Genomic DNA, 14,382 nt, shown 5'->3' on the forward strand with positions numbered 1-14,382 from the left:
AGAGAACCAGTTCAATGTTCCCCTCCTCCCATTTGTATCCGGGTTATTTAAGCGATTTCATATCAATTACATACCTAAACTGAACTTTCCCGTCCAGAATATGCTGATAGGCTTCATTAATCCGCTGAACCGGTATGACTTCTACCTGAGCATAAATATTATTCTTAACCGAATAATCAATCATTTCCTGTGTTTCACGAATGCCTCCTATCAGGGAATGATACATTTTTCTTCTACCAAAAAGAGCCATAACATTTACAACCGGAATCTGATCATGGGCCGGCACTCCGATTAATACCATTGTTCCGTCTGTCTTTAACATTTGCAGATAAGGCTCAACTTTAAAGGAAACCGGAATTGTGCTTATAATGAGGTTATATTTTGAATTTAGCCCGTCCATTTCCTGTGTATTAGTAGTATTCACGTATTTGGCAGCACCCATTTCAGATGCGGCTTTACGCTTATCCTCGGTGATGTCGAATACATCCACCTCTGCTCCCATTGATTTTGCATACTGCACAGCCATATGTCCCAAACCGCCAAATCCTGCCACCGCTACCTTATCACCTTTTTTAACTTTATTATATCGTAAAGGCGAATAAGTTGTAATACCGGCACAAAGTAAGGGTGCAACTTTGGCTAAAGGTGCATTTTTAGGAATCTTGATTACAAATGACTCTTTTACAATTATATTAGTAGCATAACCTCCTTTAGTATAGCTGTCTCCTTCTGCACTTCCGTAAGTCCACACCGGTCCGCCATTACCTGTACAAAACTGCTCTTCACCAGCCTTACAGTATTCACATTCCCCACAGGAATTAACCATGCAGCCAACTCCGGCAATATCGCCAACCTTAAATTTATGGACGTTCTTGCCGATTTGTATAACCCGGCCAACAATTTCATGCCCCGGAACACAGGGATAGGGAATTTGCCCCCAATCGCCTTTAACTGTATGAATATCAGAATGACAAATGCCTGAATAAAGTATATCGATCAATAGATCGTTATCTCCCACTGATCTTCTGTCAAATTCATAGGGAGCCAGCTTACCTTTTGCATCCATTGCAGCATAAGCTTTTGTGTGTATTTGAGCAGGCGCAGCTGGTCCGCTTTGCGCCTTGCATACATAACTGCCCGTTAAGACAATTATAAAGGTGAGTAAATGAGAAAATGGCTTTTTCATCTTTAGATTTGTTTGGTGACTTTATTAAATCTATAAGATGTTTAAAGAGAAAAACCTTTCGAAAATCATAAAAACAAGCTTTATTTTTTATTATTATCTAGGGCTTTAACTAACAAAGGGAAATAACTCATTTACTTCCCTTTGCATCTACTAATTGACCATTCTCTTTTCGGCCAGTCCTTTTACTTTCATCAGTGCCTTATCCCATGCTTTGGCCATTGAATCATAATACTCTTCACCCATATCTGAAGTAATATCAAGGTGTGTGTGCCCTGATTTTTCAGAAAGTTTATAGGTCTCATGGCCGCCCATCATACTTTTAGCGCCTTCGCTTTCGTAATCTTCCTTACCGTTCATTATAAAGCCAAGGTACTCTAATGAAAGATATTCATTAGGCTTGTTGGCATCAACTTTGGATATCATGCCTTCACCCTTTTTATCGGTAAACACTGCTCTGCTACCTACTTTCCAGTCGGTTTCGGCATGCGAACCTTCGGCGAACTCTTCGTACCAGATTTTTGTGTACTCATCGCCAAATAATACATCCCACACCCTATCCCGAGGTGCATTGATGTCGATCGATTTTTTAATAGTGCGCATTTTAATTTAGATTATCAGGTTTTCAATTTTGATTATAATCGTAATTAACCATCCATTGTATCCCAAATTTATCGGTAAGAATACCAAAATAAGCGCCCCAGAACATATCTGCTAATGGTACAGAAATCGAGCCACCATTGCTTAATGCATTAAATAATTTATCGGCCTCCGGTTTACTGTCTGCACTAATAGAAAGGAAAAAATTGGTTCCGGATGTAACCTTATGGCCCATTTCTTCTAATGCATCAGTCGCCATAAGAATGTTTCCTTTCCCTATTGGCATTGCCACATGCATGATTTTATCAAGCAAATGCGGTGGAACTCTGTCGGCCTCGGGTGTATCCCTGAAGCGCTGAATAGTGATAAACTCACCACCAAATACCGATTTATAGAAATTGAAGGCATCTTCGGTTGTACCGGGAAAATTTAAATAAGGATTTACAGTTGCCATAGTATTGTGTTTTATTTTTAACAATTGATTATATCGTTTCCTTTTCGACAAGGGCTACCCAATCATTTACCACTTTTTCAAGTGCTTTACTTTTGGCGATTACATCATCCATACTGTAAAACCTTGCTTCTCGCCTGTCTACCCACTTACCTTCAAGCAAACCCATGCTCTCCTGTATCATATCACCATTATAGAATACAAATATGAGCTGGACATATCCTTTTGCCCTGAGGTTAAATGCTGCCATATCATTTATGTAGTAATAACTGGGTGCATTCCATTTAATTCGCTCTGATAGTTTACTGTTGGCATTAACAATAATGGACCTTAATGCATTGATTTCTGCTATAAAAGGATGTTCCAGTTTCTGCATGTAGTCTTCTACCTTTTCCTTATCGGTTACTTTTGGCATCATTATTTTATCTTAAACAGTGTTCTATAATTTTCGCGGTAGTAATAAGCCAGGAATAAATCTCCCAGTAACAGAAGTATTGCTACCAATAATCCTTCAGGCGCCATGAAAGCATGAAATAATAGGATATTGATAATGATCGGAAAGATCACAACTGCTGCCAGTGTAACAAAACGTCCCGTAACAAAGGCTATTCCGCAAATCAATTCTGTAATTTTTAAAAACGGAAAGAAATAACCTGTTACCGCCATGCCCATCGTAAACGTTTTTACATCACCGTGAAGCTCCGGCTGAGGCATTAATTTGAACAATACTGTTATGGAGGCGAATAAAAACATAAGTCCCATTAGTGTGCGGACAATGATCATTGCTATTTTCATGTGTTTAATTGTATTTAGATGGATGAATGTATTATTGATTCATAATTTTCACCCAATTGTTAACCACTTTCCCTAGGTTGCTTTGTTTTGCTTTAACATCTTCCATGTTGTGGAATTTCGCATCACGCCTTTCAGGGTGATCGCCTTCAAGCAAACCTGAACCATCATCTAATAAAACTCCTTTATGAAACACGATCTGAACATATTTTTTTGCCTTAGGAGCAAACGTTGCCATATCATTTTTATAAAAGAAGCTAGGCATTCCCCATTTAATATGTTCGCCGATACTGGCGTTTGCCTTCATGATGATTTCTCTTACCGCATCCATTTCTTCTTGTAATGGATGATTAAATTTTTGCATGAACTCGTTTACTTTTTCTGTTTCAGTTTTCATTTTTTAATAGGTTTAGTTGTTGATCAATAAGTTGTATTTAGAGTAAACAAACACTGTAACAATTTGATTCACTTTTACTTACAATAAACTATCTTGTTGTATCTTTCTATTACAATTATCTATGCGAAAGCGATTAATACAAACTTAGTTCAATAACAGTTGTTCTGTGAGGTGTATGTGCGCCAATCAAAGGGGTTGATTGCGACAATCCGATTAAATATTTTTAAGCTATGAAACATATATCGATTTTGGTTCCCCAAGGGGCCATTTTGGGAAGCATTGAAGGACCACGCCAATTATTTGCTCAAGTAAACCAATTTGTAAAGGCTCGTGGAGATAACCCTTTGTTTAATATTCAACTGATTGGAATCACCCCCGGAACTCCGGTAAGTGGAGGACTCTACACAATCCACAGTGACGCGATGGTACATGATATTGCTAAAACCGACCTCGTGATCATTCCTGCGATTGATGGAGATCTGCAGCAAGCCATAAATAACAATAAGGAGTTTATTCCATGGATCAAGCAGCAATATGAGAACGGTGCTGAAGTAGCAAGTCTGTGCATTGGTGCGTTCTTACTAGCTTCAACCGGATTATTGAATGGCAAGAAATGTTCTACACACTGGATGGCTGCCAATGATTTCAGAAGGATGTTTCCGGATGTAAATCTTATTCCTGAACGTGTTGTTACCGATGAACGTGGATTATACTCAAGCGGCGGTGCTTATTCATACCTTAATCTTATTTTATACCTGATTGAGAAATTCACTAACAGGGATATGGCTATTCTTTGTGCCAAGGTATTCGCTATTGAGATGGAACGCGACAGCCAATCGCCGTTTATGATCTTCCAGGGACAGAAAGAACACGAGGATGAACCTGTTAAGAAAGCTCAGGAGTTTATTGAAGCTAACTTCCAGGAGAAAATTACGGTTGATCAGTTAGCGTCATTGTTTGCTTTAGGGAGAAGAAACCTGGAGCGTCGTTTTAAGAAGGCCACCAGTAATACGGTTAATGAATACATTCAGCGTGTTAAAATAGAAGCTGCTAAAAAAGGATTCGAAACCAGCAGAAAGAATATCAACGAGATTATGTATGATGTTGGTTATTCTGATATTAAAGCTTTTAGAACCACGTTTAGAAAAGTTACCGGATTATCGCCTTTGGAGTATAAGAATAAATACAATAAGGAAATTATGTTGGTGAATTAGCACCTCACCCTAGCCCTCTCCTCAAGGAGAGGGAACGCTTTGAATGTATAATGGATCAAGCAAGTTCCCCTCTTGAGGGTAAAGGCTTAGAAAAAGACAGTGTGTAAAGAAATGTAGGTAATACCCCAAAGGGAATCCTTATTGCTTGGAAAAACTACTTTCAGCAATAATAAATGACGCTAACTCTGACATATGTTCGAGTCCGCCTTGTACAGTTCGGCAGGAATAAATTAATTTCTGGCAGAAACTGCGGGAGAACTGTACGCAGCGGCAGCGTTTTTTGCTTACTTTTTTTCGCTGTAGAAAAAAGGTAAGTCTCGCGGAAAGCGACTAAGTGAAATAAAGCACTATTGAATCCTAAAATGAGGCATTTTTGACGCTATTGTCAATAGCTAAGACTTTAACCCTTGAGAGGGTTTGGGGTGTTTTATTAAATTATGGATTGTGAAACACCCTGCTATGTCACAATCCCCCCTGTAGAAAGACGCAATCTCCCCCTGTCTCTTGCTTTTGCGTACATTAACTTTGTCGGTATAGTTAACATCTTTATTCCAAACCTTTTAGAACATGATTATGGTAGAAGTTTTCAAAACCAATGTCAGCAATCCGGTTCATGCAACTAAGCTCATTGAACAAATACGAAGAAACTTTGTTGGCTACCAGGCAAGTTTTGATCTGGAGGATTGCGATCGCATTATGCGGGTAAAAAGCACAAATGATGTTGTACATGCGTATCAACTTATCAGTTTTCTTAAAAGCTTTGGTTTTATGGCTGAAGTGTTGCCCGACAAACTGCACATTTCCACCTCTGATATCCCAATCGGAGATTTTCTAATTTAAACTAATTTCTAAATACATACGCTCATGGAACTTACCAATAAAACAGCAGTTGTTTATGGTGCAGGAGGCGCCATAGGAGGAGCTATCGCATCAGCTTTTGCAGTGGCGGGAGCAAAGGTTTTCCTTGCCGGGAGGAAACCTGAATCGCTGCAAAAAGTGAGGGATATAATATTGAAAAATGGGGGAAGTACAGAATTTGCCTCCGTAGATTCATTGGATAAGGATGCGGTTGATAATCATTTGGACAACATCATCGCTAAAGAAGGTAAAATCGATATTTCGGTAAATGCAATTGGTATTTTCCATGTTCAGGGAATTCCTCTCGCAGAATTATCATTGGAAGATTTTAACCTGCCAATTACCACCTATATCAATTCAAACTTTATTACAGCAACTGCTGCCGCGCGACACATGATCGAAAAACAATCCGGGACCATCTTAACCATTTCAACGCCAGGAGCATTATTAGCCAATGGAATTGCCGGAGGTTTTGGTGTTTCTTGTGCTGCGGTAGAAGGTTTAACGAGGCAGCTGGCCGGAGAGCTTGGTCCATATGGTATACGTGTGTTGTGTCTTCGTCCCGATGCAATTCCGGAAGCAAGTTATGCGGGATCACATAGCTTTGAAGTATTTAGTCATCGAGCCAAGTTATTAGATGTGTCATTGGATGAATTATTCAAACGATTATCAGGAACCGTTCTTCTGCCAAACGCTCCAACTCTAGCTGATGTTGCAAATACTGCAGTGTTCTTAGCCTCAGATAAAGCTAAAGCGCTAACTGCTACAGTTGCTAACCTAAGTTGTGGTTCTGTGGTGGGATGAGATGTCTGTCGATTTTTTAAAGAGTGTTGCCTGAGGCACAAAGGTAGAGGCCTAAAAAATGACAGTGTTTAATTCACAGATAATTTTACAACTGTGCAAACTCCGCCTTGTACAGTTCGGCAGAGTTGAACTAAATTCTAGCACTAACTGTCGAAGAACTGTACGCAGCGGCGGCGTTTTTTGCTTACTTTTTTCGCTGCAGAAAAACATGCGAAGCATTCTTGAATACCTTTGAAATGAAACACTGCATGAAAAAATAAGTCTCGCGGAAAGCGACTAAGTAAAATAAAGCATTGTACTATGTTCAATATTGTGGTGCTTTAACACTGACAATACCTAAGCTTATTAACTAAGCACGAAGAATCTGTAACATAGCAGCATCTAAGTTCCAGACCCTTCGTGCCTCAGGGTGACACACCTTTATATACTTAAACTATTTCTTCAACTCAACTAAAACCGCCTGTCCAACTCCTTTTGCTGATTGTGGATTTTGTCCTGTCACTAATCGCTGGTCTACTGTAACATGCTCCTGCCATAAACCGGATTTTTCATATTTAGCGCCACGTTCTATAAGCTTATCCTCTAACAGAAACGGAACCACTGTTTCCAGTTTAACGGCTTTCTCTTCTTCATTTGTAAACCCGTTTACTTTTTTACCGCTTACTAAGTAGTTACCCTTGCTCAATTTAATATTAACCAAACCTGCGGGACCATGACAAACAGCGCTTACCACACCTCCGTTTTCATAAATTTTAGCCGCTAGTTGAGCCAATTGCTTATTATCTGCGAAATCCCACATTGCACCATGTCCTCCAGCATAATGGATTGCTACATAATCAGCAGGGTTAACCTGAGAAGGTTTTAAGGTGTGTTCAATCTTATTATGATACTCTTTATTATTCCAGAACTCTTTATTATCAGGGTCAGACAGATCAAAGCCGTCGACCGGAGCTTTACCACCTTTCGGACTAACAAAATCGATCTCATAACCGGCTTCTGTTAATACTTTCCAGGGATGAGTAACCTCACTCAGATAAAACCCCGTAGGTTCGCCTGTATTACCTTTCTTATCATGACTGGTTACCACAAACAGGATTTTCTTTTTTGATGCACCAGCATCTTGAGCCTGCACATTTGCAGAAAACGCTCCTATTATCAGGGTTGCTATTACAGTCACTTTACTTTTGATTGTATTCATCGTATTAAATTATTATTTGATCAGGATTTAATTAGCTTGTACTTCCTTATAAACAGGATAATCAATATAACCTTGTGCTGCTCCACCATAATGTAAACTCCGCTCAGGCAGCGTTAATGGCCAGCTGTTTCTTAAACGTTCCACTAAATCCGGGTTGGCAATAAATGGCTCGCCAAATCCGGCCAGATCAATCACCCCTTCTGCAATAAGCTTTTCAGATTTAGCCCTGTCCATACCTCCGGCAAGAATGATCACCCCTTTATAATGTTCCCTGAAACGAGCTAAGAAACCATCAGGTAATGCGAAACTTCCACGAGATTTCTGATCCATCAGGTGGATGTAAGCAATATTTCTTTTCGCGAGTTTATCAGCGATATAGAAATAATCCGATTCTATCTCATCATAGATTGGCATATCCTGCAATCCACCGTAAGGAGTAAGTCGTATTGCCACTTTATCTGCTCCGATACGATCGATACAGGCATCAATTGCTTCCAGTAAAAAGCGACTACGGTTTTCTATACTGCCTCCGTATTCATCGGTACGATTGTTCACCTTCGGATTTAAAAACTGTTCGATCAGGTATCCATTGGCTCCATGTAACTCTACCCCATCAAAACCTGCTTCTATTGCGTTGGCTGCAGCATTTGCAAAATCCTGCACCACCTGCTTTACTTCAGCAGTTGTTAACGCACGAGGAACCGAAGCTTGTACAAATCCTTCTTTCCCATCTTCATCATATCCCCAGGCTTTAGTATCAGCCGCGATAGCTGAAGAACTTACTGGAGCAGCTCCGTTCGGTTGATTTGTAGTATGTGAAACTCTGCCTACATGCCATAATTGGGTAAAGATCAGGCTTCCTTCAACGTGTACCGCTTCCGTAACTTTTTTCCATCCTTTAACCTGTTCTTGTGTAAATAATCCGGGGATATATAATACTCCCATTGCCGTATTTGAAATGGCAGTTCCTTCAGTAACAATCAGTCCGGCCCCAGAACGCTGCTTATAATAAAGCGCGTTCATTTCATTGGGAACCCCATCCGGATTGCGGGCTCTGGTCATTGGAGCCATTACAATTCTATTTCTTAGCTCAAGATTTTTAAGCTTAAATGATTCAAATAAAAGAGACATATTTTTAGTTTTTATAAAATGAATAATCAGTATATCCGACAGTATTTCCACCGAAGAACCTTGTTTTATCTGGTTCGTTTAAAGGAAGATCATGTTCGATCCGGTAGGGAAGATCAGGATTGGCGATAAACGGACGACCAAAAGCGATAAGGTCAGCCCAGCCTTTTTCAATAGCTTCTAAGGCTCTTTCCTTTGTGTATTTTCCGGCATAGATCAGGGTTCCCGTAAACGTCTTACGGTAAGCTTCTTTAAAAGCAACAGACATAATGGGAGCATTATCCCAGTCGGCTTCAGCAATGTGTATATAGGCAATACCAATTTCGTCCAACACTTTAGCTGCCGCTATATAGGTTTCTTCCGGATTATCATCAACTGCACCCATCAACGTAGTTAACGGAGCTTGACGAACACCTACTCTTTCTTTCCCAATTGCATCAGCAACTTCTGTTACTACTTCTTTCAGAAAACGAAGACGGTTTTCTAATGAGCCTCCGTATTCATCCGTACGCTTATTGGTTTGCGAGTCGATAAATTGTTCGATCAGGTAACCATTTGCCCCATGGAGTTCAACGCCGTCAAAGCCAGCTTCAATTGCATTTTTTGCAGCGTTAGCATAATCCTCAACAATTGCTTTTATCTCGGGAATGGTTAATTCGCGGGGCATTGTGTGTTGGAGCATCTCTCCTACTCCACTCTCTGGTCCTTGTCCTTTTACATCGACAAATACTTTTACTCCATCAGACAAGATTGCTGAAGGGGCAACGGGTGCATTTCCATTTCCCTGAATAGAGGTGTGTGAAACACGGCCAACATGCCATAACTGGGCGAATATCAATCCACCTCTTTTATGTACTGCATCGGTAACTTGCTTCCAGCCTTTTACCTGTTCGGGTGTATATATGCCGGGCGTCCAGGCATAACCTTGTCCCTGCTTACTAATTTGTGTTCCTTCAGAAATGATCAGTCCGGCGGTTGAACGCTGACTGTAGTATTCAGCCATTAATGCTGTTGCTACCTCTCCTGCCGTTGAACGAGAGCGTGTCATCGGAGGCATTACGATACGATTTTTAAGCGTAATTTTTTTTAGTTTATATGGTGTGAATAACATGGTTTTTCTTTTTTTGCTTTGATAATTTTATGCATTGCTGCTAACTATCTTTCTCTTCATTTCTTTTGCTTGCCCAAAAGAAACGAAGCAAAGAAAAAGGCACAAAATCCGAAAGCTTCCACCGCACAAGGCCTGCGCTTGGCCCGCCGGATTTTGTTTCCCTCCGCTCTTTGTATAGATTCTATTTAGCTTCATTCTCTGTTCCTATAATTATCTGGGTATACCAATCACTTACAATTGTGTTTATCATGCTGACGAAGGAAGCACCTATTACAACAATGCAAGGAAACTAACAGATCCTTCATTCCTCAGGATGACACTATTGATCTATAGTTTTCCTAATTCTGTATTTATTGTTTTCAGTTCCTCATTAGAAAGGTCGAAACTCATTGATTGAGCGTTGACGGTTGCTTGTTCGGCGTTGCGGGCTCCGGCTAGGACGATGGTGATTCCTTTTTGCAGGGTCGTCCAGCGGAGTACGAGCTGTGATAACGTTGCGTTTTTGCTTTCGGCTATCGGGGTGATCTTTTCTAAGAAAGTCTTAACTTTTTCAAGGTCGAATTGCCCGAAGTAGCCGTTACGGTGATCGTCATTTTTTAACTGGCCATCTTTGAAGTATTTGCCTGTTAATAATCCTCTTTCCATTGGACTGTAAGCAATAATGCCGATGTTATTTTCTACAGTGTAAGGAATGAGATCGTTTTCAATAGAACGGTTCAGCATGCTGTACGATACCTGGTTGGATGCTAACGATATTGTTTGCTCCGCATGTTGCATTTGTGCAACACTATAATTGCTTACACCGGCAGCTTTTATTTTGCCTTGTTTAAGTAAAGTCGCCAGCGCTTCCATTGTTTCATCAATTGGTGTAGTACTGTCGGGCCAATGTAACTGAAGCAGATCGATATAGTCTGTGCCCAATCGTTTAAGACTTTCTTCTACTTCTTTGATTACGTTTTCTTTTGAAGCAAATCTGTAAACGGGTAGTTTTTGTCCATTATCATCCGCATCAAAAAAGTATTCACCTTTTCCATTAGTACTTCCGTCCCACACCAAACCGAATTTGGTAAGTAACTGGATCTTGCTTCTGTCTTTTCCCTTAATGGCTTCGCCGATCATTTCTTCACTAAGACCGAAACCATAAAATGGCGCTGTGTCTAAACTGGTTACTCCATTATCTATTGAGGCGTGTATTGCGGCAATAGAATCTTTCTTTTCGTTACCGCCCCACATATTACCGCCAATGGCAAATGCACCATACGTTATTGCTGATAATTTCAAGTCGGTGTTTCCTAAAAATCTGTATTCCATGTGCTTTATTTATTTTGATAAGACAAAAGTAGCGCGACCTGTACTATTATCATAATAAGATAAATTGTACATTTGTATCATAAAAATAATAGATCATGATGTTAAATCTGGAATGGTTCAGGACGTTTAAGGCGATCTATGAAACCGGAACATTAACTGGCGCTGCCCAGGCATTATATATTTCTCAACCAGGTGTAAGTCTGCATTTAAATTCGTTGGAGGCTTATACCGGATACAAATTATTTGACCGTTCAGCTAAAAAGATGGTTCCTACTGAGCGAGGGAAAGTGCTGTACAATTTTATCCTTGAACCGGTAAACAAGCTCGAAACAGCCGAGCAATTGTTTCATAAGAGTTCAAAAACCGATCGTGCTACCATCAGTATCGGGATGTGTTTTGAAACGTTTCAGTTTACGTTGGAGAAGCATATTTCTTCCCTGCCTTTTAATGTGATCATTAAGTTTGGCGAATATCCCAGCATGATCAGCGATTTGGATAAAGGTGTTCTCGATCTGATCATTACTCCGCAGAAGGGTAATGAAAAGAACCTGGAATTTAAGCCTTTTTCAAAGGAACAGATAGTGATGGTTTGTGGGAACAAAACTGATACATCCGAATTAGAGCCATTATTAAAGAGTAAAAGTCTTGATGCGGCTAAAGACTGGCTGAAGCATCAGATATGGTATAGCACCGCCGCGGATATGGAACACCTGAAGAAATTCTGGTTCAATAATTTCTGTGAGCACCCTGATTTTAAACCTAATTACATTGTTCCGAATATCAGCTCAATTGTACGTTGCTTGAGTGATAACGAAGGCTTTTCAATCATTCCCGACTTTTTATGCAAGGAAGCCATTGCCGAAAAGAAAGTGAAACTGGCCTGGGAAGGACATAAGATCATCGAGAATACACTCTATTTCGGCACCCGTAAGAAGACGATTTTTGCGGAAGAGATTAATCAGATACAGCGGATTTTTGAAGAGAAAATGATATTGGAAGAAATCTCAATATAATTTGGTAATCCATCCGACAAGTGCATTAGCAATCACGTGTGTCATGCTGAGGAACGAAGCATCTGTTACAACAATGCTTGTGAACTGCCCGATCCTTCGTTCCTCAGGATGACACTTGTGAGCGCTCTTAACGCTTTATGAATATGGCCAACTTTATTGAGTAATGAACTTATTTAAAACCAAAGACCGATCTGTACTTAAACAAGCCGTTACCAATAACACAACCACTACTACTGCAGCAACTGTACGAATTGTATGCAAGTTAACCCAGGGACCTTCGAAATTGATTCGTGCTGCTGCTATATCACTTGCTGAAGCAGCTGACAGGTTAAATGCTGCTAAGGATTCATTCAAAGGTACATTTCCAAAGGCTGTTACGCCGAACACTCCTACCGCATATACAATGGTTGCTGCAAGCAACAGCCAGAAACGAAGGTTGGTTGGGTTGGTGTAATTCATAAATGTGCTGACTGGCAGCAACACCAATGCTCCCATAAACACTGCGAAAAAGACAGGATTCAGGATTGCTTTGTTAAAGGATTGCATAGCCAGAATGTATTCCCGGTCAGCCATTTGGGCTAATCCCGGAATAACGGAACAGGACCACGCAAAGAAAACGCCTGCAGATAATGCAGCGGCAGTAGCGGTTATGATTAGCAAGAGGATTAACATATATGTATTTTTCATTAGTGCAATTGAGTTAAATTAATAAAGGTAATTGATGGCCTGTTATTATTGTTTTCGTAGACCTTTCACGTAGTACATAACCTGAAGCATTTCTTCCTGATTTAGCTTTTTCCGAAACGAAGGCATAAATCCACTCCCCTTCCTAATTTGTTTTACAATAGCAGAATCCGAGAGCTCTGCTTCCCTTAAGTTTCTTGCCCCGAAAAGCCCCTTGGTTCCGTCCTCCCCATGGCAACGCTTACAATTAGCTGTGTATAATTCTTTGCCGCTGGGCACTGGTTTAAATGCTATTGATGTAATGATGACGAATGCTGCTATTACGACTGTTATTATGGTTGATGTTTTCATCTTTTCTTTTTTTATTCAAAGAAAGATGATGAGAGAGGTAAAAAATAGAATAAAACCGACAGAGGGGAGGATTATTAGGAAAAGATGAAGATTAAAAATGTCGATCTATTTCATCTCTTCTAACATCCATTTATTATCCAGCTTCTTTAAAACAAACAAGTCAGTTGAAACAGCTCTTTCCTCTCCATTCCAAACATGAAACAAAACCGCTATATCACCAGACTTATTCATTAAAGGTACTGAATACGCGTGCAGACCACTAGGTCCATATTTTTGGCGAAAGAGATGCCATGATAATTTAATTGATCTACCTCTAAATATCTGTATCGCATCTTGGAAGCTAATGCACCTCACGTTTTTCAATTTATTGCTATCCCATTGAAAAATTGCTCTTGAAACAGGAACCTTAATTCCTAGTGAATCTAATAGATTTAAATTATTCTTGGACAAATTTTCCTTTTTAAAACATTCTGCTGTTAGTATAATTAGTTTGACTTTTAAACTATCCTCAGTTACATTATTCTCTGAAATAAGGACGTTTAAGATTTCATAGGCGTCCTTATTCCTTAAAACATCATATATTTTCGTAGAATCAGAAAGAGCTAAAGTTAGTACACCAAACTCAACTAGTTGAGGAGGATTTGTTAATAACTGCTTGTTATCAGGATTTTGCTTACAGGAACTGGTAAGGAATATCAGGAAAAAGTATACGTATTTCATAAATAGAGACTATAGGTCGAAATCAAGGTAATAAGCCTTCCTTGTTTTTTGATCGTACCAGAAGTATTTGTAATATTCATTATCGCCTTTCCAGCTATACCTTGGCAGTTTTTTGATGTCATTACACTTCCACCATACAAATTCTTTCTGCAACTCAGCACTAAACCCATAAGAGGTAGCTGTATCAAGTCTTAATTGATGCTTTTGAAGAATCCGAATGACGGTTGACATGTCGCAATTAAAAGAAAACTGGTAGTTTTTATCTATTCCCATCTCATCTGCATAGCAATAGATATTCTTTACATCGGAGGTTAATTCGATTTGTAGAAAATCTTTAAATCGCCTTCTATTATGCTCAGTATCTGATTTATAACTATCAAAAGTTGGAATCACTTTGTCCACAAGTTTATCCGACTCATTATTAACCACTTCCTTAACCTTCTCAATTGACTTACTTGTGATCGATCTTATTCTATCACAAGAATTAATCACAATAGCTAGAAATAACAGGCCTAAATTGATTTTCATTTGTAGACTCATTCAGAACAAGGTAAGGAATTTAAACTT

The 14,382-nt window shown here is 39.6% G+C and carries 18 protein-coding genes; 4 read left to right on the plus strand and 14 right to left on the minus strand.

The genetic code is table 11. From position 1 onward, the window contains the following. Positions 1-43: 43 nt before the first annotated feature. From SOLCA_RS18020 to SOLCA_RS18045, 6 genes are all read right to left on the minus strand, one after another. Positions 44-1,186, minus strand: coding sequence for an NAD(P)-dependent alcohol dehydrogenase (locus tag SOLCA_RS18020; protein ID WP_014681905.1), 1,143 nt, complete (start codon positions 1,184-1,186; stop codon positions 44-46). A gap of 150 nt (positions 1,187-1,336) precedes the next feature. Next, on the minus strand, positions 1,337-1,786 hold the full coding sequence (locus tag SOLCA_RS18025; RefSeq protein WP_014681906.1) for an SRPBCC family protein: 450 nt from the start codon (positions 1,784-1,786) through the stop codon (positions 1,337-1,339). Positions 1,787-1,808: 22 nt separating this feature from the next. Continuing rightward, positions 1,809-2,237, minus strand: a complete 429-nt coding sequence (locus SOLCA_RS18030) for a VOC family protein (RefSeq protein WP_014681907.1) — start codon at positions 2,235-2,237, stop codon at positions 1,809-1,811. Positions 2,238-2,265: 28 nt separating this feature from the next. Beyond that, positions 2,266-2,652 carry a DUF1801 domain-containing protein gene (locus SOLCA_RS18035; RefSeq protein ID WP_157604599.1) on the minus strand — a complete coding sequence of 129 codons (387 nt, stop codon included), beginning with the start codon at positions 2,650-2,652 and terminating at the stop codon, positions 2,266-2,268. After that, on the minus strand, positions 2,652-3,029 hold the full coding sequence (locus tag SOLCA_RS18040) for a DoxX family membrane protein (RefSeq protein ID WP_014681909.1): 378 nt from the start codon (positions 3,027-3,029) through the stop codon (positions 2,652-2,654). Before SOLCA_RS18040 ends, SOLCA_RS18035 begins: the two co-directional genes overlap by 1 nt. Before the next feature lie 31 nt (positions 3,030-3,060). Then, entirely contained in the window at positions 3,061-3,423 is a 363-nt protein-coding gene (locus SOLCA_RS18045) for a DUF1801 domain-containing protein (protein ID WP_014681910.1), read from the minus strand. Positions 3,424-3,653: 230 nt separating this feature from the next. Between SOLCA_RS18045 and SOLCA_RS18050 the strand changes: the two genes are divergently transcribed. The 3 genes from SOLCA_RS18050 to SOLCA_RS18060 all read left to right on the plus strand — a co-directional run bounded on the left by SOLCA_RS18050 (position 3,654) and on the right by SOLCA_RS18060 (position 6,299). Continuing rightward, the gene (locus tag SOLCA_RS18050) at positions 3,654-4,637 is read left to right on the plus strand and encodes a GlxA family transcriptional regulator (protein WP_014681911.1); all 984 of its coding nucleotides are present in this window, start codon (positions 3,654-3,656) and stop codon (positions 4,635-4,637) included. A gap of 567 nt (positions 4,638-5,204) precedes the next feature. Next, positions 5,205-5,477, plus strand: coding sequence for a hypothetical protein (locus SOLCA_RS18055; protein ID WP_245536724.1), 273 nt, complete (start codon positions 5,205-5,207; stop codon positions 5,475-5,477). Positions 5,478-5,501: 24 nt separating this feature from the next. Next, positions 5,502-6,299, plus strand: a complete 798-nt coding sequence (locus SOLCA_RS18060) for an SDR family NAD(P)-dependent oxidoreductase (RefSeq protein WP_014681913.1) — start codon at positions 5,502-5,504, stop codon at positions 6,297-6,299. Between the two features lie 433 nt (positions 6,300-6,732). Here SOLCA_RS18060 and SOLCA_RS18065 read toward each other — a convergent pair whose 3' ends face one another. From SOLCA_RS18065 to SOLCA_RS18080, 4 genes are all read right to left on the minus strand, one after another. Then, complete coding sequence (locus tag SOLCA_RS18065; RefSeq protein ID WP_014681914.1) at positions 6,733-7,497, minus strand: type 1 glutamine amidotransferase domain-containing protein; 765 nt, start codon at positions 7,495-7,497, stop codon at positions 6,733-6,735. Positions 7,498-7,524: 27 nt separating this feature from the next. Continuing rightward, positions 7,525-8,628 carry an alkene reductase gene (locus SOLCA_RS18070; protein ID WP_014681915.1) on the minus strand — a complete coding sequence of 368 codons (1,104 nt, stop codon included), beginning with the start codon at positions 8,626-8,628 and terminating at the stop codon, positions 7,525-7,527. A gap of 4 nt (positions 8,629-8,632) precedes the next feature. Next, on the minus strand, positions 8,633-9,736 hold the full coding sequence (locus SOLCA_RS18075) for an alkene reductase (RefSeq protein ID WP_014681916.1): 1,104 nt from the start codon (positions 9,734-9,736) through the stop codon (positions 8,633-8,635). A gap of 327 nt (positions 9,737-10,063) precedes the next feature. Next, entirely contained in the window at positions 10,064-11,047 is a 984-nt protein-coding gene (locus tag SOLCA_RS18080) for an aldo/keto reductase (protein ID WP_014681917.1), read from the minus strand. Between the two features lie 95 nt (positions 11,048-11,142). Here SOLCA_RS18080 and SOLCA_RS18085 point away from each other — a divergent pair, with 95 nt between their 5' ends. Next, positions 11,143-12,060 carry a LysR family transcriptional regulator gene (locus tag SOLCA_RS18085; RefSeq protein WP_014681918.1) on the plus strand — a complete coding sequence of 306 codons (918 nt, stop codon included), beginning with the start codon at positions 11,143-11,145 and terminating at the stop codon, positions 12,058-12,060. A 153-nt stretch (positions 12,061-12,213) separates the two neighbouring features. On the opposite strand, the gene SOLCA_RS18090 is transcribed toward SOLCA_RS18085, so the two are convergent. The 4 genes from SOLCA_RS18090 to SOLCA_RS18105 form a co-directional block, all read right to left on the minus strand. Further along, positions 12,214-12,747: an anthrone oxygenase family protein gene (locus SOLCA_RS18090; RefSeq protein ID WP_014681919.1), complete on the minus strand. Its 534-nt coding sequence runs from the start codon at positions 12,745-12,747 to the stop codon at positions 12,214-12,216. A 45-nt stretch (positions 12,748-12,792) separates the two neighbouring features. After that, on the minus strand, positions 12,793-13,095 hold the full coding sequence (locus tag SOLCA_RS18095) for a c-type cytochrome (protein WP_042480137.1): 303 nt from the start codon (positions 13,093-13,095) through the stop codon (positions 12,793-12,795). A gap of 105 nt (positions 13,096-13,200) precedes the next feature. Further along, the gene (locus tag SOLCA_RS18100; RefSeq protein ID WP_014681920.1) at positions 13,201-13,815 is read right to left on the minus strand and encodes a hypothetical protein; all 615 of its coding nucleotides are present in this window, start codon (positions 13,813-13,815) and stop codon (positions 13,201-13,203) included. A 9-nt stretch (positions 13,816-13,824) separates the two neighbouring features. Next, positions 13,825-14,343 carry a hypothetical protein gene (locus tag SOLCA_RS18105; protein ID WP_157604600.1) on the minus strand — a complete coding sequence of 173 codons (519 nt, stop codon included), beginning with the start codon at positions 14,341-14,343 and terminating at the stop codon, positions 13,825-13,827. Positions 14,344-14,382 lie beyond the last annotated feature (39 nt).

The organism is Solitalea canadensis DSM 3403 (assembly GCF_000242635.2).
Taxonomy (GTDB): domain Bacteria; phylum Bacteroidota; class Bacteroidia; order Sphingobacteriales; family Sphingobacteriaceae; genus Solitalea; species Solitalea canadensis.